This is a genomic window from Idiomarina sp. PL1-037 (assembly GCF_034422975.1).
Lineage (GTDB): Bacteria > Pseudomonadota > Gammaproteobacteria > Enterobacterales > Alteromonadaceae > Idiomarina.
This window is the reverse complement of sequence record NZ_CP139873.1, coordinates 56,405-79,931: the sequence shown is the minus strand read 5'-3', so window position 1 is coordinate 79,931 and position 23,527 is coordinate 56,405. Positions and strand designations below refer to the sequence as shown.

Genomic DNA, 23,527 nt, shown 5'->3' with positions numbered 1-23,527 from the left:
TAAAATGAAAGACATCGTCATAGTAGATTGTATTCGTACGCCAATGGGGCGTTCAAAAAATGGTGTTTTCCGCCATACTCGTGCCGAAGACCTCTCAGCTGCGCTGATGAAGGGCTTACTTGAGCGTAACCCGGAAGTAAACCCGGAAGAACTGGAAGACATTTACTGGGGTTGTGTACAACAAACCTTAGAGCAAGGCTTTAACATTGCGCGTAACTCGGCACTCATTGCGGGTATTCCACATAAAGTAGCCGGTGTGACGGTTAACCGTTTGTGTGGCTCTTCAATGCAGGCACTGCACGACGCAACACGCGCAATTATGAACGGCGACGGTGATATTTTTATGGCCGGTGGTGTTGAGCACATGGGTCACGTACCAATGACTCACGGAATCGACTTTCATCCGGGCATGAACAAGTCTGTAGCGAAAGCCTCAGGCAGCATGGGCATGACCGCTGAACTGTTGTCTCGTAAGTTCGGTATTACCCGTGAACAGCAAGACGAATTCGGCGCTCGCTCTCATCGCAAAGCGCACGAGGCGACCGTTGAAGGCCGCTTTGCTAAAGAAATTTACCCAATTAACGGCCACAATGCCGACGGCGAACTGGTGCGCGTTACTGAAGACGAAGTAATTCGTCCAGAAACCACTGCTGAAGGCCTGTCACAGCTTCGCCCAGTGTTTGACCCCGCCAACGGTACGGTAACCGCAGGTACCTCATCAGCCTTGTCTGATGGCGCCGCTGCCATGTTAGTAATGTCTGCTGACAAAGCCAAAGAGCTGGGTCTGACGCCACGCGTTAAAATCCGCTCAATGGCCGTTGCAGGCTGCGATCCGTCCATTATGGGTTACGGACCGGTTCCTGCAACGGAAAAAGCACTCAAGCGTGCTGGCGTCTCTATTGATGACATCGATGTTGTTGAACTGAACGAAGCCTTTGCCGCGCAGTCTTTGCCTGTTCTTAAAGGCCTGAAACTGTTCGACAAGATGGAAGAAAAAGTGAACCTGAACGGCGGTGCTATCGCTTTAGGTCACCCACTAGGTTGTTCTGGCGCACGTATTTCAACTACGCTGATCAACTTAATGGAAGAGAAAGATGCGAAGCTTGGCCTAGCCACTATGTGTATCGGCTTAGGTCAGGGTATTGCGACTGTGTTCGAGCGCGTCTAGAAAGACTGGGGCAACTGGGTAGTTTACTCTTTTGCCCTATGAGACAGGGGGCGCGGGAAGGCTCGCCCCGCTCCCCTGACTCTTACGCAAGCAAAGTGTTAAACTACCCAGTAATTACACTTAACGTCTTTAAAAAAATAATGGCTCAAATTAACTGCGACAAAGAACTGGACACCTTAGGCCTTAAATGCCCGGAGCCGGTAATGCTGGTACGTGCGGCTATCCGCAAGATGTCGGTAGGAGAGACTTTACTGATTATTGCAGATGATCCCGCAACAACCCGGGATATTCCGGGATTTTGCGAGTTTATGGAGCATGAGTTGGTGGGGTCTGAAACTGAGAAAGTGCCCTATAGCTATTGGGTGAGAAAGTCACATTAATAACCTGACGCGGGTGCGTCAGGCGTTTTCTTTATTCAGATACAACTCCCAAAATTCCGCTTTACCTACGTCACCTAATTCATAAGGTGCAAAGCCGAAGTTCTCATAGGCTTTTTTCGCCCGGTCATTGTTCTCAAGCACTTCCAGTGTCAATTTTACGCAGCCACGAAATTCCGCCAGCGTTTTCACTTCTTCTAATAGCTTTTTAGCAACGCCCTGACCACGATAATCCGGGATAACGGCTATGTCATGAATATTCATTAACGGTTTTGCTGCGAAGGTTGAGAAGCCTTCGACGCAGTTTGCAACGCCAACCGGAGTATCACCATCGTAGGCCAGCAAAGAAAAGACATGGTCTCGTTTTGCCATTTCGTCTATTAGGCTTTCTTTGACGTCATCAGATATGCCTTCGCCACCACCCATAGGGTCTTTAGCATAAGCATCTAACATAGCAATAACCGCATTACGGTGTTTAGGGTTGCTGTAGTCCGCAAGAGTAATTTCTATCATTCTTCCTTCGCTCATTTTACAACGTAAACTGTTTCATTTGTTCAGCAACAGGCTGATAGCAATGACAGCTAGTAACATGGTCGTTCACCATACCAACTGCTTCCATAAAAGCATAGCAAATGGTCGGTCCGACAAACTTAAAGCCTTCCTTTTTTAACGCTTTTGCCATGCTTTGGGAAGCTTCTGTTTCTGTTGGGATCTCACTTTGCGTCGGGTACGCATTAATAATCGGTGAGCCGCCCACAAACGCCCACAGCCAGTGCTCAAACTTAATGCCCTTTTCTTCCATTCTTAAGTACGCTTCAGCGTTAGTAAAAATGGCATCAATTTTGGCTTTGCTACGGATAATATCACGGTTGCTGTAGAGTAATTCACGATCAGCGTCATTCATAGCCACAATAGCTTGTGGGTCAAAACCTAAAAAAGCTTTCTCATAGCCGCCCTGTTTACGCAGAATAGTTAACCAGCTAAGTCCCGCCTGCTGCCCGTCCAGACACAGTTTGGCAAATAGTTCTATAGGATCGCTTACCGGACGCCCCCACACATTGTCATGATAAGCACGGTAGTCTTCAGCAGATTCACACCAGGAACACCGTTCTGGCTGATTATTTGTCATGCCTTCCCCTATAACCAAGGCGATTCAGAGGGTATAATCTACGCATATTTTTCGACCTTCGGTCAACCACAAATAACAAAGCAGAGAATGCGTATGTCGACGTACGATGTGAAAACCTTTCAGGGGCTTATTCTTGCTCTTCAGGATTACTGGGCTCAGCAGGGCTGTGCCGTGGTTCAGCCACTCGATATGGAGGTTGGTGCCGGTACCTTCCATCCAATGACCTTTCTGCGTTCATTGGGCCCGGAGCCAGCGAGTTTTGCCTATGTGCAACCTTGCCGCCGCCCTACCGACGGCCGTTATGGCGAAAACCCAAACCGCCTGCAGCACTATTATCAGTTTCAGGTCATTATGAAACCTTCGCCTAAAGACATTCAGGAGCTGTATCTGGGTTCTTTAGAAATGCTGGGCTTTGACACACTGACTCATGACATACGCTTTGTAGAAGACAACTGGGAATCTCCTACTCTGGGCGCCTGGGGCTTAGGTTGGGAAGTATGGCTTAACGGTATGGAAGTCACTCAGTTTACTTACTTCCAACAGGTAGGCGGTTTAGAGTGCCGTCCTGTGGCCGGAGAAATCACCTACGGCCTTGAGCGTTTAGCTATGTACATTCAGGGCGTAGACAGCATTTATGACCTGGTCTGGACAGACGGCCCGCGCGGTAAAATCTTGTATCGGGATGTTTTCCATCAGAACGAAGTTGAGCAATCGACTTACAACTTTGAATACGCTGACGTTGATGTGCTGTTCCGCCGCTTCGACGACTGCGAAAAAGAATGTGAACTGCTAATTGAAAAGTCTCTGGCTTTACCTGCGTACGAGCAGGTTATGCGTGCATCTCACGCCTTTAACTTACTGGATGCCCGACACGCTATTTCTGTGACCGAAAGACAGCGCTACATACTTCGCGTGAGAACCATGGCGAAGGCTGTTGCCCAAGTCTATTATCAGGCGCGCGAAGCTCTTGGCTTCCCTTTAGCCGACAATAAAAACAAACCAGCAGCGAACTAAGGAGAGCGAGCCGTGCAAAAAGAAAACTTATTAATTGAGTTAGGTACTGAAGAGCTTCCTCCAAAAGCCTTAAAATCGCTGCGTGACAGCTTAAAGTCGGGTATTGAGTCAGGCTTAAAGAGCGCAGAATTGAATTTTGATAGTATTGAGGCTTATGCAACCCCTCGCCGACTGGCTGTTCTGGTGAAACAAGTTGAAACTGAGCAGCAGGACAAAGAAGTCGAGAAGCGCGGGCCAGCAGTAACTGTGGCTTTTGACGACTCTGGTAAACCGACTAAGGCAGCTGAAGGTTGGGCTCGCTCCAACGGCATTACGGTAGAACAGGCTGACCGCCTTAAAACGGACAAAGGCGAATGGTTATTGCACAAGGCTACTGTAAAAGGCCAGGCTCTCGCTGACTTAGTTCAGGGTATGTTGGAAGCAGCCATTAAAACACTACCTATTCCTAAGCCGATGCGCTGGGGGGGCAGCACCGCGCAATTTATTCGCCCTGTGCACACACTCACTGTCATGCTGGGCAGCGAACTTATTAAAGCTGAAATACTGGAAACGCAGAGTGCCCGTTTTATACAGGGTCACCGCTTCCATTCGTCTCAAGGTTTTGAGCTCGACCATGTCGACAACTACTTACCTAAACTTCGTGAAGCGAAAGTGATCGCTAACTTCGAAGAGCGTATTGAAACCATTCAGTCGGAAGTATCACGTCTTGCCTCAGAACTCGGCGGCCAGGTTATTCAGGATAACGAATTAGTGGAAGAAGTTGCTGCCCTAGTGGAATGGCCCGTTGCTTTAACGGCAAGTTTCGATCAAGGTTTCCTCGCGGTACCAAAAGAGCCGCTTATCGTTACCATGAAAGACGACCAACGTTACTTTCCAGTCGAAGATGGCAAAGGTAACTTACTGTCGCAATTTATTTTCATCACCAATATTGAAAGTCGCGACCCTCAACAAATCATCAAAGGTAACGAAAAGGTTGTTCGCCCTCGCCTGGCGGATGCCCAGTTTTTCTTTGAGTCTGATAAGAAAACGACTTTAGAATCGCGAGTTGCTGCACTGGACTCTGTTCTGTTCCAAAAACAACTGGGTAGTATTGGCGACAAAGCTCGTCGTATATCGGTGTTAGCAGGGAAAATTGCAAACCAGTTAACTGCCGACGTAAAAGCCTCAGAACGAGCCGGTCTGCTGTGCAAAGCTGACCTGGTTTCCGATATGGTTTCTGAGTTTCCCGAAACCCAGGGTGTTATGGGTAAACACTATGCGTTAAACGACGGCGAAAGCCCGGTAGTAGCCGAAGCAATAGAGCAGCACTACTGGCCTCGTTTTTCTGGGGACGAATTACCTTTGACACGAGAGGCTTGTGCCGTCGCTTTAGCAGACAAGCTGGATACATTGGTCGGTATATTCGGTATTGGTCAGGTACCGAAAGGTGACCGTGACCCATTCGCTCTGCGCCGTGCAGCTCTTGGTTTGTTGCGCACCCTGGTCGAGCGACAGTTGCCACTAGATTTACATGAACTGTTAGCGGCATCCGTCGAAGGTTTTGGTGATAAGCTATCGAATAACACTGCCACTAACGATGTCTTCGACTTTTTACTTGGTCGTTTTCGTCCCTGGTACCAGGATCAGGGCATTTCCGTCGATGTTATTCAGTCGGTACTGGCACGGTCGCCGTCAAAACCAACCGACTTTGACCAAAGGGTAAAGGCTGTTCAGTCATTTAAGTCTATGGATTCTGCTGCTAGCCTTGCCGCAGCCAATAAGCGGGTGGGTAATATCCTGGCAAAATCAGACGAAGAGATATCCGGTAACGTGGATGAAACTCTTCTACAGGAAGATTCTGAAACAACACTTTATCGTTTGGTTAAACAGACAGAAGGCGCTGTTAAGCCACTGATTGCTGATGGTCAATACAATAACGCTCTCACGCATTTATCTGAGCTTAAAGAGCCTGTGGATGCTTTTTTTGAGCATGTCATGGTCAATGCCGATGACGATAAAGTCCGTATTAACCGCCTGAACTTATTGTTCCGCTTGCGTCAACTGTTCCTGGAAATAGCGGATATTTCTTTGCTTCAGTAATTGATACTCTAACTTTAATAAATAAAAAAGCCGGCTTCATTTTCATGAGCCGGCTTTTTTGTTGTCTGTTGCTAATGTCGCTGTTAAGCCTAGACGTCCAAATTGGCAACCTTAAGAGCGTTTGATTCAATAAAGGCTCTTCGCGGTTCAACTTCGTCACCCATTAACGTGGTAAACAGTTGATCAGCGCCAATAGCGTCTTCAATCGTTACCTGAAGCATACGACGAGAGTCAGGATCCATCGTAGTTTCCCACAGTTGGTCAGGGTTCATTTCGCCCAGACCTTTGTAACGCTGAACGTATAAACCACGCTTAGATTCACCAATAAGCCATTCCACAGCTTCAACAAAGTGCGTAACTGGCTGCTTCTTCTCACCGCGAAGCACGTACCCATCCGCTTCAACCAGAGAGTCAATCTCCTCGCCGATAGTCACTATTTGTTCGTAGTCTTTAGACATTAAAAATTCATAGTTCAGCGGGTAGTCAGTGTCGACACCGTGTTGACGAATCGTCGTTGTCGGCAGCCACATTTTACGTTCGGTATCTTCATGTAAAGAAACGGTATAAGTTGCCGAATTAATTTCACGGGCAGTTAGGTCATCATTCAATGTTTTAACCCACTTCTCCATGTAATCTTTATCTTTCAGACGCTCATCTGTTAAACGAGGCGCATAAAACAAACGCTGTAAGAAGCGTTCTGGCATACGGCGACTCAATCGCTTAATATTTTCCTGAGCCATCTGATACCCGTTAACCAAAGTTTCGAGCTTCTCACCAGAAATACCTGGTGCAGTTTCATTAACGTGCAGCGATGCTTTATCCAGAGCCAAGCTGGTAAGATAGCGGATCAATGCGGGGTCATCTTTTATGTAAACTTCTTGCTTACCTTTTTTCACTTTATATAAAGGAGGCTGAGCAATATAGATATATCCGCGTTCGATAATTTCAGGCATTTGACGATAGAAGAACGTCAGCAACAAGGTACGAATGTGTGACCCATCAACATCCGCATCCGTCATAATAATAATACGGTGATAACGTGTTTTATCCGGGTTGTACTCATCACGCCCAATACCACAGCCCATGGCAGTAATTAATGTACCAACCTCGACGGAAGACAGCATTTTGTCAAAACGCGCCTTTTCTACGTTAAGAATTTTACCTTTAAGTGGCAGAATGGCTTGGTTTTTACGGTTACGACCCTGTTTAGCGGAGCCGCCTGCAGAGTCACCCTCCACTATATAAAGTTCAGACAACGCCGGATCTTTTTCCTGACAATCGGCTAATTTTCCAGGTAAGCCCGCAATATCCAGAGCACCTTTACGGCGTGTCATTTCACGTGCTTTACGAGCGGCTTCGCGAGCTCTTGCTGCATCAATAATTTTATTGATGATAAGTTTCGCTTCGCCCGGGTTTTCTAATAAATAATCCGCTAACTGCTCGTTCATTGTCTGCTCAACAGCCGATTTCACTTCTGAAGAAACCAGTTTGTCTTTTGTTTGAGACGAAAACTTAGGATCAGGAACTTTAACAGAAATAATGGCAGTTAGACCTTCACGCGCGTCGTCACCTGTTGCAGAGGTTTTGGATTTTTTATTATAACCCTCTTTTTCCATGTAGGTGTTCAATGTACGCGTCAAAGCGGCACGGAAGCCGGCTAAGTGTGTACCACCGTCTCGCTGAGGAATGTTATTGGTAAAGCAATAGATGTTTTCCTGGAATGAGTCATTCCACTGCATACTGACTTCAACACCAATACCGTCTTCTCTTTGTATTGTGAAGTAGAAAGCTTTTTGGTGAATTGGCGTTTTATTCTTATTCAAATAATTAACAAAGGCAGCAATACCGCCTTCGTATTTAAATAAATCTTCGCGGTCGTCACGCTCATCGCGCAAACGAATACCAACACCTGAATTCAGAAACGATAGTTCGCGCAAGCGCTTAGCCAAAATATCGTAGTGGAATTCAGTATTGGTAAAAGTTTCGTGGCTCGGCCAAAAACGTAATTCAGTACCCGTTGTATCCGTATCGCCAACAGGTGTTACATCGCTGTCAGGTTCGCCCATGTGGTAGGTTTGCTCATAAACTTTACCCTGCCTGCGAATGGTCAACTGCAGTTGTTCAGATAGCGCATTTACAACAGAGATTCCAACCCCGTGCAAACCACCGGAGACTTTATAGGAGTTATCGTCGAACTTACCGCCGGCGTGCAGTACGGTCATAATAACCTGAGCAGCAGAAACACCCTCTTCTTCATGTATATCAACTGGAATTCCACGACCATCATCTTTCACGCTGACAGAACCGTCAGAGTGAATGATAACCATAATTTCTGAACAGTGACCCGCTAAGGCCTCGTCAATAGAGTTATCGACAACTTCAAAAACCATGTGGTGCAGACCAGTTCCATCATCCGTGTCACCAATGTACATACCCGGGCGTTTACGAACCGCATCCAACCCTTTAAGAACCTTGATACTCGATGAACCGTAATTATTTTCTTCCATAGTATTATCTCGATATCATTCGTTTATTACCCCATGTTCCACGTGGAACATTCGGGGTGATTTTTGAAATTTATCCGACAACTGCTTTCCAGTAATTGCGGTGATAAACACTTGTGCGTCTAGATTTTCTAACTCACGACAGAGTAACGCTTGGTTTCTTGAATCAAGCTCTGACGTTAAATCATCGACTAAATAAATGCAGGGTTGCCTTTTTATTTTTTGGTAATGCTTCCCTTGCGCTAACTTTAAAGCGGTTATCGCGGTTTTTAATTGTCCGCGAGACAGGCGATGTTTTACTTCTACCCCATCCGCTATCACTTTTATATCTGCCTTATGTGCCCCAACTGAGGTGAAGCCGTATTTCTTATCTTTCTCTGTATGGCTTTCTAAGGCGTCAAATAAGCTTTGGCTAGTATCCCAGCCCGATTTTAATCGAACCTCCATTGTAACATCGGAGAGAAAAGATTTCGCTAGTTCTTGTATATAATCATTCAGTTCTTCTAGGTATTTTTCGCGACTTTTACTAATGCGCTCACCGTAAAAGGCTAACTGCCCTTTCCAATATCGATCTTCTCTCACAGGAAGCGAGCGCTGCTTGAGTAAACTGTTTCTTTGTTTTAAGAGTTGAGAGTACGCGACCCAGTCAGAATAAAATGAGTGTTCCACGTGGAACACGCCCCAATCTATAAACTGCCTTCTCTGTCCTGGACCTTCCAACAAAATATCGACGGACTCAGGCGTTAAGAGTTGTACCGGTACCAAACGCGCAACATCGGACATTCGCTGAACGTTAACGCCATTCAATCTAAGCGACTGCTCCCCATTGGTACTGCGTCTTACACCTATAGCGTAATCTTGGGAACGGCAAAATACGGTAAAGCCCTGGCTCCCTTCTTTGATCAACTGACGGAAACCACCCGGCCGAAAAGAACGCCCAAAGCCAAGCAAATAAATAGCTTCGAGCAAGCTGGTTTTGCCGGAACCATTATCGCCGGTTATCACATTAATTTTGGGGCTGGGAGATAGAGCCACTTCTGAAAAGTTTCGGAAGTGGCTTAAATTCAACGTCTCAATGAACATTTATGAGGCAGGGTTACAAACGCATGGGCATAATAACGTAACAGCAAGACTCGTCGTGCTGAGGTTCAATTAAAGCACTACTGTTTGAGTCAGACAAAGTAAAAGAAACTTGTTCGTCATCAATGTTATTTAAGACATCTAGTAAATAGCTAACGTTGAAGCCAATTTCCAGATCATCACCTTGATAATCCACTTCTATCACTTCTTCCGCTTGTTCCTGCTCGGGGTTCGTTGCCGTAATACAAAGTTCACCACTACTCAAGTTCAAGCGAACACCGCGAAACTTCTCGTTAGAAAGAATGGATGCACGTCCAAAAGACTGACGCAACGCATCGCGATGGGCAACAATAACTTTGTCTCCACCACTCGGTAAGACACGACGGTAATCAGGGAAACGACCATCTACCAGTTTACTTGTAAAAACAAGCTCTGGTGTTTCCACCCGAATATGGTTATTTCCTATCGACACTGACACTTCCTGATCATCGTCACCTAACAATCGAAGTAATTCGACAACACCTTTACGCGGAACAATAACCTGTCGTTGAGCCAAACCAGGCTGATCTATAGCACAAGTGCTCATGGCTAGACGGTGGCCATCGGTCGCGACGGAACGCAACATGCCGTTATCCGTTTCGAACAACATGCCATTTAGATAATAACGCACGTCCTGATTCGCCATAGAGAAATGTGTTTTCAACATTAAATCTTTTAATACCGCCTGCTCAGTTACCAGGTGGATATCGCTTTTCCAGTCGTCGATATTTGGAAAGTCATCTGAAGATAAGGTGCTTAATTTAAATTTACTGCAACCAGACTTGACTGTGGCACTGTCTTCCCGCGAGGTAAACTCGATGGTCGAGCCCTCGGGCAAACTTCGCACAATATCCAACAACTTCTTAGCTGGAACCGTAACAGCCGCATCCATATCGGCTGACTCAAGCGACACCGCTGAAACTAGCTCAACCTCAAGGTCTGTTCCGGTTAGTTTAAGCTGGCCGTTATCGACCTGGAGCAACAAATTCGACAAAATAGGTAAGGTATGCCGCCGTTCAACAGCGCCACTTACAACCTGCAGCGGCTTTAAAAAAGCATCGCGGTTAATTGAAAATTCCATGACTGAGTCCCCTGTTTATAACGACATACGTTTATGACGACAATGTGCGAATTAAATTTCGATAATCTTCTTTAATGTCGTGCTGCGCATCTTTTAATTCTTGTATCTTCCGACAAGCATGCAAAACAGTCGTGTGATCACGACCGCCGAATGCGTCGCCTATTTCCGGTAAGCTATGATTGGTTAATTCCTTCGCTAACGCCATTGCTAACTGGCGTGGACGCGCCACAGACCGGCTACGACGTTTTGATAAAATATCGGCTAACTTAATATTGTAATATTCCGCTACCGTCTTCTGAATATTATCAATAGTCACTAATTTTTCCTGGGCAGCAATTAAGTCACGCAGAGCTTCGCGTACAAAATCGATAGTTATAGGCCGGCCAGTGAGTTGAACGTTCGCGACAACCCGGTTCAATGCGCCTTCCAGCTCACGGACATTTGAACGCAAACGTTTAGCTATGAAAAAAGCAACTTCGTGAGGCATATGCAAACCACGTTCGTCAGCCTTTCGCATTAAAATAGCCACCCGGGTTTCTAATTCCGGGGGCTCAATGGCAATGGTAAGGCCCCAACCAAAACGTGACTTCAGTCGATCTTCCACTCCATCTATTTCCTTGGGGTAGAGATCGCTGGTCATAATAATTTGCTGATTACCTTCCAACAAAGCATTAAAGGTATGGAAAAACTCCTCCTGCGAACCTTTTTTATTTGCAAAGAAGTGAATGTCATCAATCAATAACGCATCGACAGAACGATAGTAACGCTTAAACTCGTTAGTCGAACTGTTACGTATGGAGTTCACCATGTCCTGCACAAAGCGTTCGGCCCGAATGTAAAACACCTTGGCGTCCTTTTTATGCGCCATAATGCCATTACCAACCGCATGCAACAGGTGAGTTTTACCCAGGCCCGTACCACCATAAACGAACAGCGGGTTATAAACGCCACCGGGATTCTCGGCGACCTGAATAGCCGCCGCACGCGCCAACTGGTTTGATTTACCCTCAACAAAGTTATCAAAGGTATATTCCGGGTGAATATTGCTTTCGAAAGGCACTTCTACATCGGTGTTACCTGATGAGAAGTTAGGTGTTTTTCTACGGGTTGCTGCCGCGCGTTGCGGTGAGCCGCTATCACGTTGTGCTGGTGACGCTTCCCCAACTTTTAAAACCACGTTAGGTACTTTGTCGTCACACAAAGCTTCTAAATAGGTATTAATGGTTTTAAGGTATTTATCACGCACCCAATCCACCGAATAAATATTCGGAGCAAACAAGGTTAATGTTTCGCCATTAAGCTTGGCCTGTAGGGGTCTGATCCACGTGTTGAACTGCTGTAACGGTAACTCCGATTGCAGTCGCTCTGCACATTGTTGCCAAAGCGAATTATTCACACTCTTCTCCTGGATCGTTTCTCTATAAACATAACCAGAGATTGTACTTCACTCAGCTCATATTCGCTAGCATAAACTGCCTGAAAACGCCGTCAATAAAGGAGTTAAAAAATAGTCGACAATACCGGAACTGGCGCATAAATTGCTTAAAAGTCCATATTCCCCTGAAACCAGAAAACAAATCAAATAGTGAATAACTGTTAATTTATCCACATTATTAATGTTATTATCTTAAAAGATTGTGGATGATATTATTTTAGGATTTATTGCCTAAAAAAGCCTCTGGTCATTGACTTAACAAGAAAAGATCGGTAAGATCCGCGCTCTAAAAAATTCCGTTCACGTTTGGTTTCAACTTATTCGGCCAGCGTGGGACATAGCAAACTGACCGATGGAATATTAGTTATGAAAAGAACATTTCAACCAAGCGTATTAAAGCGCAAGCGTTCACACGGTTTCCGTGCTCGCATGGCAACAAAAAATGGCCGCAAAGTACTGGCTCGTCGCCGTGCACGTGGTCGTAAAGTACTGAGTGCATAAAAGTATCTCATACGAAAGGGAGTTACGTCTGTTAACTCCCTCTCATTTCCAGACCGTATTCTCAAACCCTCCTGTAAAAGCCGTTACTGCTCATGTCACTATGTTGGCAACTCCCAATGAGTTAGGGCATCCACGTATTGGCGTTACTGTCAGCAAAAAGCGAGCTAAGCGCGCAGTTGACCGAAACCGCATAAAACGACAAATACGTGAAACCTTCCGTTTAAGGCAACATAAAATTCCCGCTTTTGACATTGTAATTATTGCTAAGCAGGGTATTGTCGAGCAGGATAACGCCGCATTACGGGATACGTTGAATTATTTATGGCGAAAATTAGCAAAGCGTTGCGAACAATACCAATCGCGTTCATAAAGGTTTATCAGTGGTTTATCAGTCCACTGCTGGGCCCGCGTTGTCGTTTTTATCCATCTTGCTCACATTATGCCTGTGAGGCCATACAAAAACACGGTACAATTCGTGGCATTGGCCTTGCTGCGGTACGAATCAGTAAATGTCACCCCGCTCATGAGGGCGGCTACGACCCGGTTCCACTCGCTAAGCAAGACGCCAAACCAGAAAATAACAGCGAATCCGAATCTTTACTAAATCAGCCAACAGAGACGAAATCACTATGAATTCGCCACGCACGATATTATTTATTGCCTTTTTGGTGGTGTCTTTCTTCCTATACCAGAATTGGATGGTGGAAACCGCACCCGGAACAAAAGCACCCGAAAACGTTACCTCAACACAATCGAGCAATAATTCTGAAAACAGTGATGTGCCCTCAGGCAATTCATCCGTTTCGGCAGACGTTCCGGAAAGTGATCAGCCGGTTGTAAACCAGCGGTCTGAAACCACAATTCGTGTCCGCACCGACGTGCTAGATCTTGAGATAGATACCCGCGGTGGTGATGTTGTTTCGACTCACTTACTGAAGTTTGCCAAAACTCAGGGCTCCGAAGAACGCTTTCAACTTCTGCAAAACAGTTCAAACAACGTCTACGTCGCTCAGTCAGGTCTAATTGGTCCAGACGGAATCGACGGCAAAGAAGGTCGCCCTTCTTATAATTACGAACAAGAAAGTTACGAGTCTACAAGCGAGGTTATTGAAGTTCCTTTAACCTATACGGCTGAGAACGGCGCTGTTTATCGTAAAATATTCACTTTCACTCCGGGCAAATACAATGTCGACGTCCGTTTTGAAGTGCAAAATAACACCGACAACACGTTGAACACCCAGTTTTACGGCCAGCTAAAACGCTCCGTAGGTTCTGGTGAAAGCGGCAATATGATGATGCCCACCTACTTCGGTGCAGCTTACTCCCACGATGACGACAAATTCGAAAAGTACGACTTTGACGACATGCAGGATAAAAAACTGAATGTCACCTCACAAACCGGTTGGGTCAGTATGCTTGAACATTACTTTGTTTCAGCATGGGTACCGGAGCAAGGTCAACAGAATCGTCTATTTTCCCGCGTTGCGAATAACAGCCAGGCTATTATTGGCGTTATTTACCCAATGACAGAAGTTCAGGCCGGCAGTTCTGAAACCATAGAGTCACAGCTTTATTTAGGTCCGAAAGACCAGGACGCTATGGCTGAAGTCGTCGAGTATCTGGACTTAACCGTCGACTATGGTTTTCTTTGGTGGTTAGCCCAACCGATATTCAAACTGCTGCAGTTCTTACAAAGCATTGTTATTAACTGGGGTCTGGCTATTATTCTGACCACCGTTATTGTTAAAGCGCTATTGTTCCCGCTAACTAAGGCACAATACGTTTCAATGGCTAAGATGCGCATGTTGCAGCCAAAAATGACGGCTCTGCGTGAGCGTTATGGCGACGACAGACAGAAAATGTCCGGCGCCATGATGAAGCTTTATAAAGAGGAGAAAGTGAATCCTCTGGGTGGTTGTCTGCCCATGCTTTTACAGCTTCCAATATTCCTGGCACTGTACTGGGTTCTGCTGGAAAGTGTTGAACTGCGTCATTCTGCTTTTGTGTTCTGGATACAGGATCTGTCAACCAAAGACCCATACTACATCCTGCCTATTTTAATGGGTGCTAGTATGTTCCTGATGCAACGACTGCAGCCGACACCGACAGCTGACCCGATGCAACAGAAACTGTTCCAGTATATGCCGGTTATCTTTACCGTATTCTTCCTGTGGTTCCCATCGGGTCTGGTACTGTACTGGCTGGTCAGTAACTTGATTACCATTGCACAAATGCTGATCATTTACCGTGGGTTAGAGAAGAAAGGGATTAACGTTCGAAACAAGAAATAATCCAGCATTAAGGCCCGGCTAATGCCGGGCTTTAGTCCTTTTGGGAGCAATGAAAAAATGCAAGCCGATACAGATTTTGACGACACCATAGTAGCTCAGGCAACGCCTCCCGGACGCGGTGGTGTTGGTATTGTTCGCGTGAGCGGAAAAGCCTGTAAAGAGGTTGCAGAAAATCTGTTAGGCCATTGCCCCAAACCTCGTAAAGCCGAGTACCTGCCGTTTTACGATTTACAGAAACAACTGTTGGACGAAGGTATCGCGCTCTTCTTCCCCGGCCCGAACTCCTTTACTGGAGAAGATGTACTAGAGCTGCAAGGCCACGGCGGGCCGGTTCTTATCGATATGATCATTAAGGCGATTCTGGAAATACCCGGTATTCGCCCTGCTCGTCCTGGTGAGTTTAGCGAACGTGCTTTCTTAAACGACAAACTCAATCTCACCCAGGCGGAAGCTATAGCCGACTTAATTGATACCAATTCAGAGCAAGCCGCAAAAGCCGCCTTACAAAGCTTAAAAGGCGAGTTCTCACACAAAATTGATTTGTTGGTGGACGCCGTTATTCATTTGCGGATGTATGTCGAAGCGGCCATCGACTTCCCTGACGAAGAAATTGATTTTCTTTCCGATGGTAAGGTCTCTGGCGACTTAGCTGAAATTATCGACCAGCTGTTTCACATAGAACAGGAAGCCAAACAAGGCACGCTGATGCGCGAAGGCATGCGCATTGTTATTGCCGGACGACCCAACGCGGGTAAGTCCAGCTTGCTTAACGCGCTGGCGGGCCGTGAGTCAGCTATTGTGACGGAAATAGCCGGAACTACCCGCGATGTTCTGCGGGAGCACATTCAAATAGACGGCATGCCGCTGCACATTATCGATACCGCAGGTTTACGCGAAAGTCCCGACCACGTTGAGAAAATAGGTATTGAGCGCGCCTGGGATGAAATACGCCAGGCTGACCGCGTGCTGTTTATGGTTGATAGTCAGGAAACTTCTGCCATTCATCCCGACGATATTTGGCCAGAATTTTTCGCACAACTACCCGAGGACATGCCCTACACCGTTATTCGCAATAAAGTCGATTTATCGGAAGAGCCCACGGGTATAGATGAACACAACAACATTCCGGTTATTCATCTTTCAGCCAAAACCGGACATGGCATTGAATTGCTTAGAGAACACCTAAAACATTGTGTTGGTTACAGTGCAACCTCCGAAGGCAGTTTCATGGCAAGACGCCGCCATTTAGAGGCTCTGGCGAAAGCGAAAGGACATCTACTGCAAGGTCAGGAACAGTTAGAAGCCAATATGGCAGGTGAAATACTGGCCGAAGAACTGCGCCTAACTCAGCAGCACCTCAATAAAATTACCGGCGAATTCACTTCTGATGACCTCCTTGGCCAGATTTTTGGTTCGTTTTGTATTGGTAAATAAAGCTTTTTCTTAGTCGTACAACTAAGGAGCACCAGTGAAAGACAAGTTAGCGCAATGGGGGTTTGACTATGTTCGCCTGCGGTTTGGCTTCCGAACCGGCGTTGCTGCCTGCTTATCTCTTATTATTGCCTGGGCTATGGGTCTAGAGCATCCTCAATGGTCAGCTATGACGGTTTGGGCTGTTTCCCAGCCAACTCGTGGTCTTCTTATAGAAAAAGCCGCATACCGGGCGTTAGGCACACTTCTGGGAACAATGTTCGGAATGGTGCTGGTGGTTTCTGCCGGTGGCGAGATCATTTGGCTGGTGGCCGGCTTAACTCTGTGGGTATCGCTTTGTGTTTACACGGGCAATTTACTGCACGGGCTCATTTCTTACGGCACCATACTTGCCGGGTATTCGGCATCCATGGTGGTGTTGCTAACACAAAGCCCTGACGCACTCATGCCCCTCGGAATTGACCGTCTACTCACGGTTTTTGTCGGCATTATGACCTCACTGATTATTGGCTGGGCTTTTACTTATAAACGGGCCGAACAAAGCTTAATTAACCAACTTCGCCGACAAACTGCCGCTAACTTACACGACATTAGTCGTTACTTCGCCGAACCCAAAGATAACGATTTAAACCTTGCCGATAAGTTATCAAAACTGGCAGCGCTGGAAGCTCAGTTACTCGATCACGGCACCGGCTCCGTTAGTGCTCACGAATCGGCTAAAACCTTACGCGTGGTCATTAACAGCCAATTGGGTTTTCTGGCCGAACTCAATATTCAGGAGCCAGAAAAAAACCAAAAAGTAAGCGATTACTTACTTGATGCATCAAATAAATTAAATGCTTCCGCTAAACGAACTGAAATTGTAGAGCCTCTCAAAAATGCTCTAGAACTCATTAAAAACGCCGCATTGAAAAAGCGCTTTAATGAATTCGTTGAAGCAACCAATGACCGGTTATCTTTTCGTGATTCAGGGAAAACAGCCACTTCCACCTTACTCAGCAAAACCATTTTGCATCGCGACTGGCTGGGTGCCCGCCAGGCCGCCATACGCACTTTAGTTATTATGGGGCTCATTGGCGCAAGCTGGTGGTATACCGAATTATTTCAGTTTGCTTATTTAATGCTGGGCGCATCGGTTATGTTGACGCTATTCTCCACGGCGGACAACCCGGCATTAACCATGAGATATGTGTTTTTCGGACAATGTGCCGGCGCTCTGACAGCAGTACTTATACAGGCAACGGTCTGGCAATATCAGGATTCCATCTTATGGATGCTGGTTGCTCTAATGCCGGTTATTTTGCTGGCGGGTTTTCCTATGGCTCATCAAAAAACGGCGAACGGCAGTATGGACTTCAACCTGGTCTTTTTACTGTTAATGCAGCCCTCTATCGGTTATTCGTTCCACCTTGGTCATTCAGCGAGTATTGCTCTGGCCGTGGTTGCTGCTCCCTTGCTTTCGTTAGTTGCTTATCGGCTTATTTATCCAACCAATTTAAAGGCACGTTATCAAAGCTTACTGCAAACTCTGACCGAAGAAATTGACCAGCTGAATAAAACAAAACTCACCGAAAGCCAGTACAACCGACGTAAAGCACGTTTCTACCATCGCGTAATCAAGCTCACCCAAATTAGCGACAAACTGGGAATGAAAGACAAAGACGCCATTCTCGGGCATCTTTTAACCGGCCAAAAGCGACTAAATTCAACCGGCTAACTTTGCCTTTCTAGCGCGCGGCCACCGTTTTATTTCATATTCACGCTGGCATGCTTTCGCTCTGTTCGGATGTTTTTCACTCCAGACAAGCACCACAGGACGACGAGATCGTGTGTACTTAGCGCCTTTTTTATCGTCCGTATTATGCTCGGTCACACGCCGTTCAATGTCCGTTGTGACACCGGTATAAAACGTATTGTCTGCACATTTAATTAGATAAACCGACCAGCTCACGGCTTGAACTCTCTCCTGCTAAACCCAATACATAGTGTAACAACAGTTACTCAATGAACCGACTAAGGATGACATTATGAGCAGACATTTTGATGAAGCCAAGGGTCTGTCTGAACAACACGACCCCGCAACACACGACTTTGTGTTCAACCAGACCATGTTTCGCATTAAAGACCCGGAACGCACCTTAAAATTTTACAGTGACGTTCTGGGTATGACGCTGGTTAAGCGTTTCGACTTTCCGGAAATGGAGTTTACGCTGTATTTCATGGCTGCCATGTCGCCGGAACAACGTAAAGACTGGTCAACCGATAACGACAAACGTATCGAACAAACCTTTGGTCGGCCGGCCATGCTGGAACTGACTCACAACTGGGGCGACGAGAACAACGACTCGGTGTCATACCACAGTGGCAATGAAGAGCCCAAAGGTTTTGGTCACATTGGCTTTGCCGTACCGGATATTAATGCCGCTTGTGAGCGCTTCGAAAAAATGGGCGTAGAATTTCAAAAACGCCCGAGCGACGGAAAAATGAAAGGCATTGCCTTTATTAAAGACCCGGATGGCTACTGGATTGAAATATTCACGCCAGAACGCCAACCGGAATTGCTGAAAGAGCATTTAAAATAACGACGGCAAAAGGCCAGTTCATCCGCATGAGCTGGCCTTATTCTTTACTACTCTGAAAGCATCGACTTCACTTTATCTTCCAGAGACGTCATTCCATGCTCCCGTCCAACCTCTAACGCGTTTTCTACCGACATACCATCTAGCCAACCGGCACGTAATGCCATTAACGCACCAACCCGGTTACTGGAAGCACAATGAATCAGCACGGTTTTATCGCTGTTCTTTAGTAAAATACGATCGACCAGGCGTGCGTTAGCAAGCGTTACTCCATCGGCTCCATTGACCGGAACATGGTAATACGCCATACCATTACGGGTTACCACCGCGGCTTCCTCACTGTCGGTCATTTCTTTTTGTGAGAGCAGATTGATAACGACCTCACCACCTTCATCTGAAAAGTCAGCCAATAGCTCTTTCGATGGCGTGCCCATCACCCATAACTTATCTGACACCTGTTTCGGTGACTCAATGCCAGCAAAAACATTCGTTGAAACTATTGCTACACTAAAAGCGACTAATACCTTAACCAGAGCTTTTACCATTTGGGTTCTCCTGTATGATTCGAGTGTTTTTAATAGTAGCAAATGAGTTTGAAATTTTATGACTGTTTTACATCTTTTAGTGGGGACAACCTCCGGAAATACCGAGTTTTTAGCCGATACTGTCAGCGAAAAGTTAAATCAGCAGGGCATTGAAACCGAGCTGCATTACGAACCGGAGTTCGAGAAACTGCCCAGCGATCAACCCTGGTTAATTTTTCTTGCCAGCCATGGTGCGGGCGATTATGCCGACTCCATGCTGGATTTCTACGACGAAATAAACGATCCCCAAAGCCCGGATTTAGCCGGACTGAACTATGCCGTAGTGGCTGTTGGTGAGTCCTGTTATGACACCTTCTGCGAAGCAGGTCGACATTGCGATAAACGCTTACAGGAATTAGGCGGGACACAAATGACCGATCGTTTAGAAATCGACATGCTGGAAGACGATCCAGAAGAGAAGACATTAAACTGGCTCCCCGCGATCGCTGATGCTGTAAAGGCTCTGTGATCATACCCACAGGCTTGTGCACAAGGATTTCAGCTTGTGATTAAGGTTGGAATAAGATCACTTAAGCACTGTCAGTGAAGTGGGTATAACACTGGGGATAAACTGATCTGTGTATAACTACCCTACTTATCCACGATCTATGATCCCGGTTCAAGGTCACTTATCTACAAAGAGTGATCTTGCTCTAGAACAGATAAAAAAAGGGCTTCAGCGATCTATTCACAGAAATCCGCTGACTAGTAGTAATAGTAATAAAAGATCTAAATAAGATCCTTTACTGATCTTCTTTAAGATCTTTAACAGCACTGAACGAAACTTAACCATTTAGATTTAAGTGAAATCGCGTTAAAATAATCGGCTAACTTCCTATTCTTCAAACAAAGGTCACTTTGCATGTCACAACAGAGCCAACAACACTTTGACGTTATTGTTGTCGGTGGAGGACACGCCGGAACAGAAGCTGCGTTAGCCGCCGCTCGTTTAGGTGTTAAAACCCTATTGCTTACGCATAATATTGATACTTTAGGGCAAATGTCCTGTAACCCGGCCATTGGGGGAATAGGAAAAGGTCATTTAGTAAAAGAGATCGATGCACTTGGCGGCGTTATGGCCAAAGCTGCTGACAAAGCCGGAATTCAATTCAGAACACTGAATTCATCCAAAGGTCCTGCAGTGCGCGCAACCAGAGCTCAGGCTGACCGACAGCTCTACAAACAAGCGATCCGCTACGCACTGGAAACTCAGCCGAATCTGTCAATATTCCAACAAGGTTGTGATGATCTGATCGTCGAGAACGATCGCGTTACTGGCGTTGTTACCCAAATGGGTCTTAAATTTACGGCAAAAACCGTGGTGCTAACCGTAGGAACATTCCTCGGGGGACAAATTCATATTGGTATGGATAACTACCAGGGCGGTCGCGCAGGCGATCCTCCATCAAACGCGTTAGCTAAACGCTTACGTGCATTGCCATTACGAGTTGAACGCTTAAAAACCGGTACACCACCACGTATAGCCAGCCACAGCGTCGACTTTTCCGTTATGCAGGAACAGCCGGGTGATAATCCGACTCCGGTATTTTCTTACATGGGTTCTCGTTCTGATCACCCAAAACAAATTCCGTGTTACATCACACATACCAACGAAAATACCCACGAGATTATTCGTTCAGGGCTTGATCGTTCACCCATGTATTCTGGTGTGATTGAAGGCGTTGGACCACGCTACTGCCCATCAATTGAAGATAAAATTGTCCGTTTTGCTGACAAAGGCTCGCATCAAATTTTTGTTGAACCAGAGGGCCTAGATACCTTTGAAATCTATCCTAATGGCATCTCAACCAGCTTGCCTTTTGATGTTCAGCAGCGCCTGGTTCAGTCAATTAAAGGGTTTGAAAATGCGCATATCACACGCCCGGGTTATGCGATCGAGTACGATTACTTTGATCCAAGAGATCTGAAACAATCTCTGGAAACCAAAGTGATTAACGGCTTATTCTTTGCTGGCCAGATTAACGGCACAACAGGCTATGAAGAAGCCGGTGCGCAGGGTCTTATTGCTGGTTTAAATGCCGCGCTGCAGGCACAGGACAGAGAATCCTGGGCTCCACGACGCGATCAAGCCTATATGGGCGTGTTGATCGATGACTTATCGACTCTGGGTACTCAGGAACCCTACCGTATGTTCACTTCGCGCGCCGAATATCGCCTGTTGCTGCGTGAAGATAACGCCGATATGCGATTAACAGAAATTGGCCGTAATCTTGGTTTAGTCGATGATGAACGCTGGGCTGCATTTAATAAAAAAATTGAATCGGTTGAGCAGGAAAAACAACGCTTACAAACCACTTGGGTGCATAAAGATCATGCCTCGGTGGAGCAAATTAATGCGTTGGTAAAAAGCCCTGTCACCAAAGAAGTCAGTGGCGAAGAACTGTTACGTCGCCCGGAAATTCATTACAAAGATTTAGCCTTAACAGACTTTTTTGCGCCGGGGTTAGACGATCCTTTAGCGGCAGAACAGGTTGAAATACAAATTAAATACGCGGGCTATATAACGCGTCAGCAGGAAGAAATAGCAAAGCAACAGCGTCATGAAAATACTTTGCTGCCCTCGCCTTTCGATTACGCTAAAATTAAAGGCTTATCGAACGAAGTGATTGCAAAGTTAAATGACCATCAGCCAGAAACAGTGGGTAAAGCAGCGCGTATTTCTGGTATCACACCTGCGGCTATTTCTATGCTTCTGGTTCACCTGAAAAAACAGGGTTTATTGCGTAAAAGTGCCTAAGGAAGAAATGTGAAAGAGCAGTTAAAGGGATTATTAAATCAGGCACAAATAGACCTGTCAGAAGCACAGATCGAGCGACAACTGGCGTTAGTTGGGTTACTGGACAAATGGAACAAAGCCTATAACCTGACCAGCGTGAGAAATCCGAAGGATATGCTGACTCGACATATTATGGACAGTCTGACTGTTCGTAAGTATTTACACGGGCAGCGCTTCATCGATGTGGGTACAGGGCCCGGGTTACCAGGTCTTCCCTTAGCCATAGCCGAACCGGATAAAGAATTTGTTTTGCTTGATAGTTTGGGCAAGCGCATCCGTTTTATTCGTCAGGTTTGTCATGAGCTAAAACTGAACAATGTCACTGCTGTGCAAGCGCGGGTGGAAGACTATCAGGATGAAAAGCAGTTTGATGGTGTAATCAGTAGAGCCTTTGCCTCGCTTAATGATATGCTTTCGTGGTGTGAACATTTACCGGCTGAAAACGGTCGGTTTTATGCGTTGAAAGGGCTGTATCCGCAAGACGAACTGGAGCAGTTGCCTGAGCAATATAAAATTGAAAGTATTGATCAAATTAACGTTCCCGGCATTGATGCGAGCCGGCATATCGTCATTATAAGCAAACGGTCATAAAACAACCGACTGTCGACTACCCGACAACAACAAGAGGTTATAAAACCCGTGGCTAGAACCATTGCTATTGCGAATCAAAAAGGCGGAGTAGGAAAAACAACCACAGCAGTTAACTTAGCTGCGTCCATGGCTGCTACTCGTCGCAAAGTGTTGTTGATTGATCTGGACCCTCAGGGTAACGCGACTATGGGTAGTGGCGTTGATAAGTACGATGTTGAAAATACCGTTTACGAATTGCTGATTGAAGAAAAGCCAGTCGGCGACGTTGCCGTAAAAGATACCAACGGGAAATACCATTTAATTGCAGCTAATGCTGATGCTACGGCTGCTGAAATTAAATTAATGGAAGTCTTTGCGCGCGAACTGCGTTTGCGTAATGCGCTTAAAGCCGTTCAGGACAGCTACGATTATATTTTTATTGATTGTCCGCCATCGCTGAATATGCTGACCGTTAATGGCATGGCTGCCGCTGATTCTATTCTTGTGCCTATGCAGTGCGAGTATTATGCACTGGAAGGCCTTACCGCATTAATGGAAACCATTCGTCAGCTGGCCGATGTGGTGAACCCCGGGCTGGAAATTGAAGGTATTTTGCGGACTATGTACGATCCGCGTAATCGTCTGGCTAACGATGTTTCAGAACAACTTAAAAACCACTTTGGTGAGAAAGTTTACCGAACTGTTATTCCACGTAACGTCCGTTTAGCCGAAGCGCCGTCATTTGGTGCGCCGGCTATGTACTACGACAAGTCATCCACCGGATCAAAGGCCTATTTAGCCTTAGCGGGTGAACTAATCCGACGTTCTGAAAATCGTAAAGAAGTAATAAAAGAATCATAACAAGGGA

Annotated in this window: 23 protein-coding genes; 15 read left to right on the top strand and 8 right to left on the bottom strand. The window is 46.1% G+C overall.

From position 1 onward, the window contains the following. The first annotated feature begins 4 nt into the window (after window positions 1-4). A complete protein-coding gene (gene fadA, locus U0358_RS00365) occupies window positions 5-1,168 on the top strand; it encodes an acetyl-CoA C-acyltransferase FadA (RefSeq protein WP_317498362.1) in 1,164 nt (387 codons plus the stop codon). A 140-nt stretch (window positions 1,169-1,308) separates the two neighbouring features. Continuing rightward, window positions 1,309-1,548, top strand: a complete 240-nt coding sequence (gene tusA, locus U0358_RS00360) for a sulfurtransferase TusA (RefSeq protein ID WP_317498363.1) — start codon at window positions 1,309-1,311, stop codon at window positions 1,546-1,548. Between the two features lie 18 nt (window positions 1,549-1,566). Here the strand turns inward: tusA and U0358_RS00355 are convergent, their stop codons facing one another. Further along, window positions 1,567-2,058, bottom strand: coding sequence for a GNAT family N-acetyltransferase (locus U0358_RS00355; RefSeq protein WP_317498448.1), 492 nt, complete (start codon window positions 2,056-2,058; stop codon window positions 1,567-1,569). A gap of 16 nt (window positions 2,059-2,074) precedes the next feature. Further along, window positions 2,075-2,674 (bottom strand): DNA-3-methyladenine glycosylase I, encoded by a 600-nt coding sequence (locus U0358_RS00350; RefSeq protein ID WP_322406617.1) that lies wholly within the window; start codon window positions 2,672-2,674, stop codon window positions 2,075-2,077. Window positions 2,675-2,767: 93 nt separating this feature from the next. Between U0358_RS00350 and glyQ the strand changes: the two genes are divergently transcribed. Beyond that, window positions 2,768-3,688 (top strand): glycine--tRNA ligase subunit alpha, encoded by a 921-nt coding sequence (gene glyQ / locus U0358_RS00345; protein WP_322406616.1) that lies wholly within the window; start codon window positions 2,768-2,770, stop codon window positions 3,686-3,688. Window positions 3,689-3,700: 12 nt separating this feature from the next. Beyond that, window positions 3,701-5,767, top strand: a complete 2,067-nt coding sequence (gene glyS / locus U0358_RS00340; protein ID WP_322406615.1) for a glycine--tRNA ligase subunit beta — start codon at window positions 3,701-3,703, stop codon at window positions 5,765-5,767. Between the two features lie 89 nt (window positions 5,768-5,856). Here glyS and gyrB read toward each other — a convergent pair whose 3' ends face one another. Genes gyrB through dnaA form a run of 4 tightly spaced genes read right to left on the bottom strand, consistent with a single transcriptional unit; the run spans window position 5,857 to window position 11,867 of the window. Then, a complete protein-coding gene (gene gyrB / locus U0358_RS00335) occupies window positions 5,857-8,274 on the bottom strand; it encodes a DNA topoisomerase (ATP-hydrolyzing) subunit B (RefSeq protein ID WP_322406614.1) in 2,418 nt (805 codons plus the stop codon). Between the two features lie 15 nt (window positions 8,275-8,289). Further along, window positions 8,290-9,354, bottom strand: a complete 1,065-nt coding sequence (gene recF / locus U0358_RS00330) for a DNA replication/repair protein RecF (RefSeq protein WP_322406613.1) — start codon at window positions 9,352-9,354, stop codon at window positions 8,290-8,292. Window positions 9,355-9,367: 13 nt separating this feature from the next. After that, window positions 9,368-10,471, bottom strand: a complete 1,104-nt coding sequence (gene dnaN / locus U0358_RS00325; protein ID WP_322406612.1) for a DNA polymerase III subunit beta — start codon at window positions 10,469-10,471, stop codon at window positions 9,368-9,370. 31 nt (window positions 10,472-10,502) lie between these two features. Continuing rightward, window positions 10,503-11,867 (bottom strand): chromosomal replication initiator protein DnaA, encoded by a 1,365-nt coding sequence (gene dnaA, locus U0358_RS00320; protein ID WP_322406611.1) that lies wholly within the window; start codon window positions 11,865-11,867, stop codon window positions 10,503-10,505. A gap of 405 nt (window positions 11,868-12,272) precedes the next feature. Here dnaA and rpmH point away from each other — a divergent pair, with 405 nt between their 5' ends. The 6 genes from rpmH to U0358_RS00290 are packed head-to-tail and all read left to right on the top strand — an operon-like array spanning window position 12,273 to window position 17,846. Next, window positions 12,273-12,407 carry a 50S ribosomal protein L34 gene (gene rpmH / locus U0358_RS00315; RefSeq protein WP_011235863.1) on the top strand — a complete coding sequence of 45 codons (135 nt, stop codon included), beginning with the start codon at window positions 12,273-12,275 and terminating at the stop codon, window positions 12,405-12,407. Further along, window positions 12,400-12,777 (top strand): ribonuclease P protein component, encoded by a 378-nt coding sequence (gene rnpA, locus U0358_RS00310; protein ID WP_317498371.1) that lies wholly within the window; start codon window positions 12,400-12,402, stop codon window positions 12,775-12,777. The genes rpmH and rnpA overlap by 8 nt, the downstream gene beginning before the upstream one ends. Continuing rightward, window positions 12,729-13,040: a membrane protein insertion efficiency factor YidD gene (yidD, locus tag U0358_RS00305; protein ID WP_011235861.1), complete on the top strand. Its 312-nt coding sequence runs from the start codon at window positions 12,729-12,731 to the stop codon at window positions 13,038-13,040. The genes rnpA and yidD overlap by 49 nt, the downstream gene beginning before the upstream one ends. Continuing rightward, a complete protein-coding gene (gene yidC, locus U0358_RS00300; protein WP_322406610.1) occupies window positions 13,037-14,698 on the top strand; it encodes a membrane protein insertase YidC in 1,662 nt (553 codons plus the stop codon). The genes yidD and yidC overlap by 4 nt, the downstream gene beginning before the upstream one ends. A 57-nt stretch (window positions 14,699-14,755) precedes the next feature. Next, window positions 14,756-16,132, top strand: coding sequence for a tRNA uridine-5-carboxymethylaminomethyl(34) synthesis GTPase MnmE (gene mnmE / locus U0358_RS00295; protein WP_322406609.1), 1,377 nt, complete (start codon window positions 14,756-14,758; stop codon window positions 16,130-16,132). A 34-nt stretch (window positions 16,133-16,166) separates the two neighbouring features. Further along, window positions 16,167-17,846: an FUSC family protein gene (locus U0358_RS00290; protein WP_322406608.1), complete on the top strand. Its 1,680-nt coding sequence runs from the start codon at window positions 16,167-16,169 to the stop codon at window positions 17,844-17,846. Here the strand turns inward: U0358_RS00290 and U0358_RS00285 are convergent. Then, window positions 17,835-18,080: a GIY-YIG nuclease family protein gene (locus tag U0358_RS00285; RefSeq protein ID WP_317498376.1), complete on the bottom strand. Its 246-nt coding sequence runs from the start codon at window positions 18,078-18,080 to the stop codon at window positions 17,835-17,837. The genes U0358_RS00290 and U0358_RS00285 overlap by 12 nt on opposite strands. 76 nt (window positions 18,081-18,156) lie before the next feature. On the opposite strand from U0358_RS00285, the gene gloA reads away from it, so the two are divergent. Next, complete coding sequence (gene gloA / locus U0358_RS00280; RefSeq protein ID WP_322406607.1) at window positions 18,157-18,711, top strand: lactoylglutathione lyase; 555 nt, start codon at window positions 18,157-18,159, stop codon at window positions 18,709-18,711. A gap of 47 nt (window positions 18,712-18,758) precedes the next feature. Here gloA and U0358_RS00275 read toward each other — a convergent pair whose 3' ends face one another. Next, window positions 18,759-19,253 (bottom strand): protein tyrosine phosphatase family protein, encoded by a 495-nt coding sequence (locus tag U0358_RS00275; RefSeq protein ID WP_317498378.1) that lies wholly within the window; start codon window positions 19,251-19,253, stop codon window positions 18,759-18,761. A 58-nt stretch (window positions 19,254-19,311) separates the two neighbouring features. Between U0358_RS00275 and U0358_RS00270 the strand changes: the two genes are divergently transcribed. The 4 genes from U0358_RS00270 to U0358_RS00255 all read left to right on the top strand — a co-directional run bounded on the left by U0358_RS00270 (window position 19,312) and on the right by U0358_RS00255 (window position 23,520). Next, on the top strand, window positions 19,312-19,761 hold the full coding sequence (locus tag U0358_RS00270) for a flavodoxin domain-containing protein (protein ID WP_317498379.1): 450 nt from the start codon (window positions 19,312-19,314) through the stop codon (window positions 19,759-19,761). 393 nt (window positions 19,762-20,154) lie between these two features. Next, entirely contained in the window at window positions 20,155-22,050 is a 1,896-nt protein-coding gene (mnmG, locus tag U0358_RS00265; RefSeq protein ID WP_322406606.1) for a tRNA uridine-5-carboxymethylaminomethyl(34) synthesis enzyme MnmG, read from the top strand. 9 nt (window positions 22,051-22,059) lie between these two features. Next, the gene (gene rsmG, locus U0358_RS00260; protein ID WP_322406605.1) at window positions 22,060-22,680 is read left to right on the top strand and encodes a 16S rRNA (guanine(527)-N(7))-methyltransferase RsmG; all 621 of its coding nucleotides are present in this window, start codon (window positions 22,060-22,062) and stop codon (window positions 22,678-22,680) included. A gap of 48 nt (window positions 22,681-22,728) precedes the next feature. Next, window positions 22,729-23,520, top strand: a complete 792-nt coding sequence (locus tag U0358_RS00255; RefSeq protein ID WP_322406604.1) for a ParA family protein — start codon at window positions 22,729-22,731, stop codon at window positions 23,518-23,520. Window positions 23,521-23,527 lie beyond the last annotated feature (7 nt).

Excerpts from the sequence above, each read along its gene's own strand:
- fadA (WP_317498362.1), top strand. The coding sequence starts at position 5 with ATGAAAGACATCGTCATAGTAGATTGTATTCGTACGCCAATGGGGCGT.
- tusA (WP_317498363.1), top strand. The coding sequence starts at position 1,309 with ATGGCTCAAATTAACTGCGACAAAGAACTGGACACCTTAGGCCTTAAA.
- U0358_RS00355 (WP_317498448.1), bottom strand. The coding sequence starts at position 2,058 with ATGATAGAAATTACTCTTGCGGACTACAGCAACCCTAAACACCGTAAT.
- U0358_RS00350 (WP_322406617.1), bottom strand. The coding sequence starts at position 2,674 with ATGACAAATAATCAGCCAGAACGGTGTTCCTGGTGTGAATCTGCTGAA.
- glyQ (WP_322406616.1), top strand. The coding sequence starts at position 2,768 with ATGTCGACGTACGATGTGAAAACCTTTCAGGGGCTTATTCTTGCTCTT.
- gyrB (WP_322406614.1), bottom strand. The coding sequence starts at position 8,274 with ATGGAAGAAAATAATTACGGTTCATCGAGTATCAAGGTTCTTAAAGGG.
- recF (WP_322406613.1), bottom strand. The coding sequence starts at position 9,354 with ATGTTCATTGAGACGTTGAATTTAAGCCACTTCCGAAACTTTTCAGAA.
- dnaN (WP_322406612.1), bottom strand. The coding sequence starts at position 10,471 with ATGGAATTTTCAATTAACCGCGATGCTTTTTTAAAGCCGCTGCAGGTT.
- rpmH (WP_011235863.1), top strand. The coding sequence starts at position 12,273 with ATGAAAAGAACATTTCAACCAAGCGTATTAAAGCGCAAGCGTTCACAC.
- yidD (WP_011235861.1), top strand. The coding sequence starts at position 12,729 with ATGGCGAAAATTAGCAAAGCGTTGCGAACAATACCAATCGCGTTCATA.
- yidC (WP_322406610.1), top strand. The coding sequence starts at position 13,037 with ATGAATTCGCCACGCACGATATTATTTATTGCCTTTTTGGTGGTGTCT.
- mnmE (WP_322406609.1), top strand. The coding sequence starts at position 14,756 with ATGCAAGCCGATACAGATTTTGACGACACCATAGTAGCTCAGGCAACG.
- gloA (WP_322406607.1), top strand. The coding sequence starts at position 18,157 with ATGAGCAGACATTTTGATGAAGCCAAGGGTCTGTCTGAACAACACGAC.
- U0358_RS00275 (WP_317498378.1), bottom strand. The coding sequence starts at position 19,253 with ATGGTAAAAGCTCTGGTTAAGGTATTAGTCGCTTTTAGTGTAGCAATA.
- U0358_RS00270 (WP_317498379.1), top strand. The coding sequence starts at position 19,312 with ATGACTGTTTTACATCTTTTAGTGGGGACAACCTCCGGAAATACCGAG.
- mnmG (WP_322406606.1), top strand. The coding sequence starts at position 20,155 with ATGTCACAACAGAGCCAACAACACTTTGACGTTATTGTTGTCGGTGGA.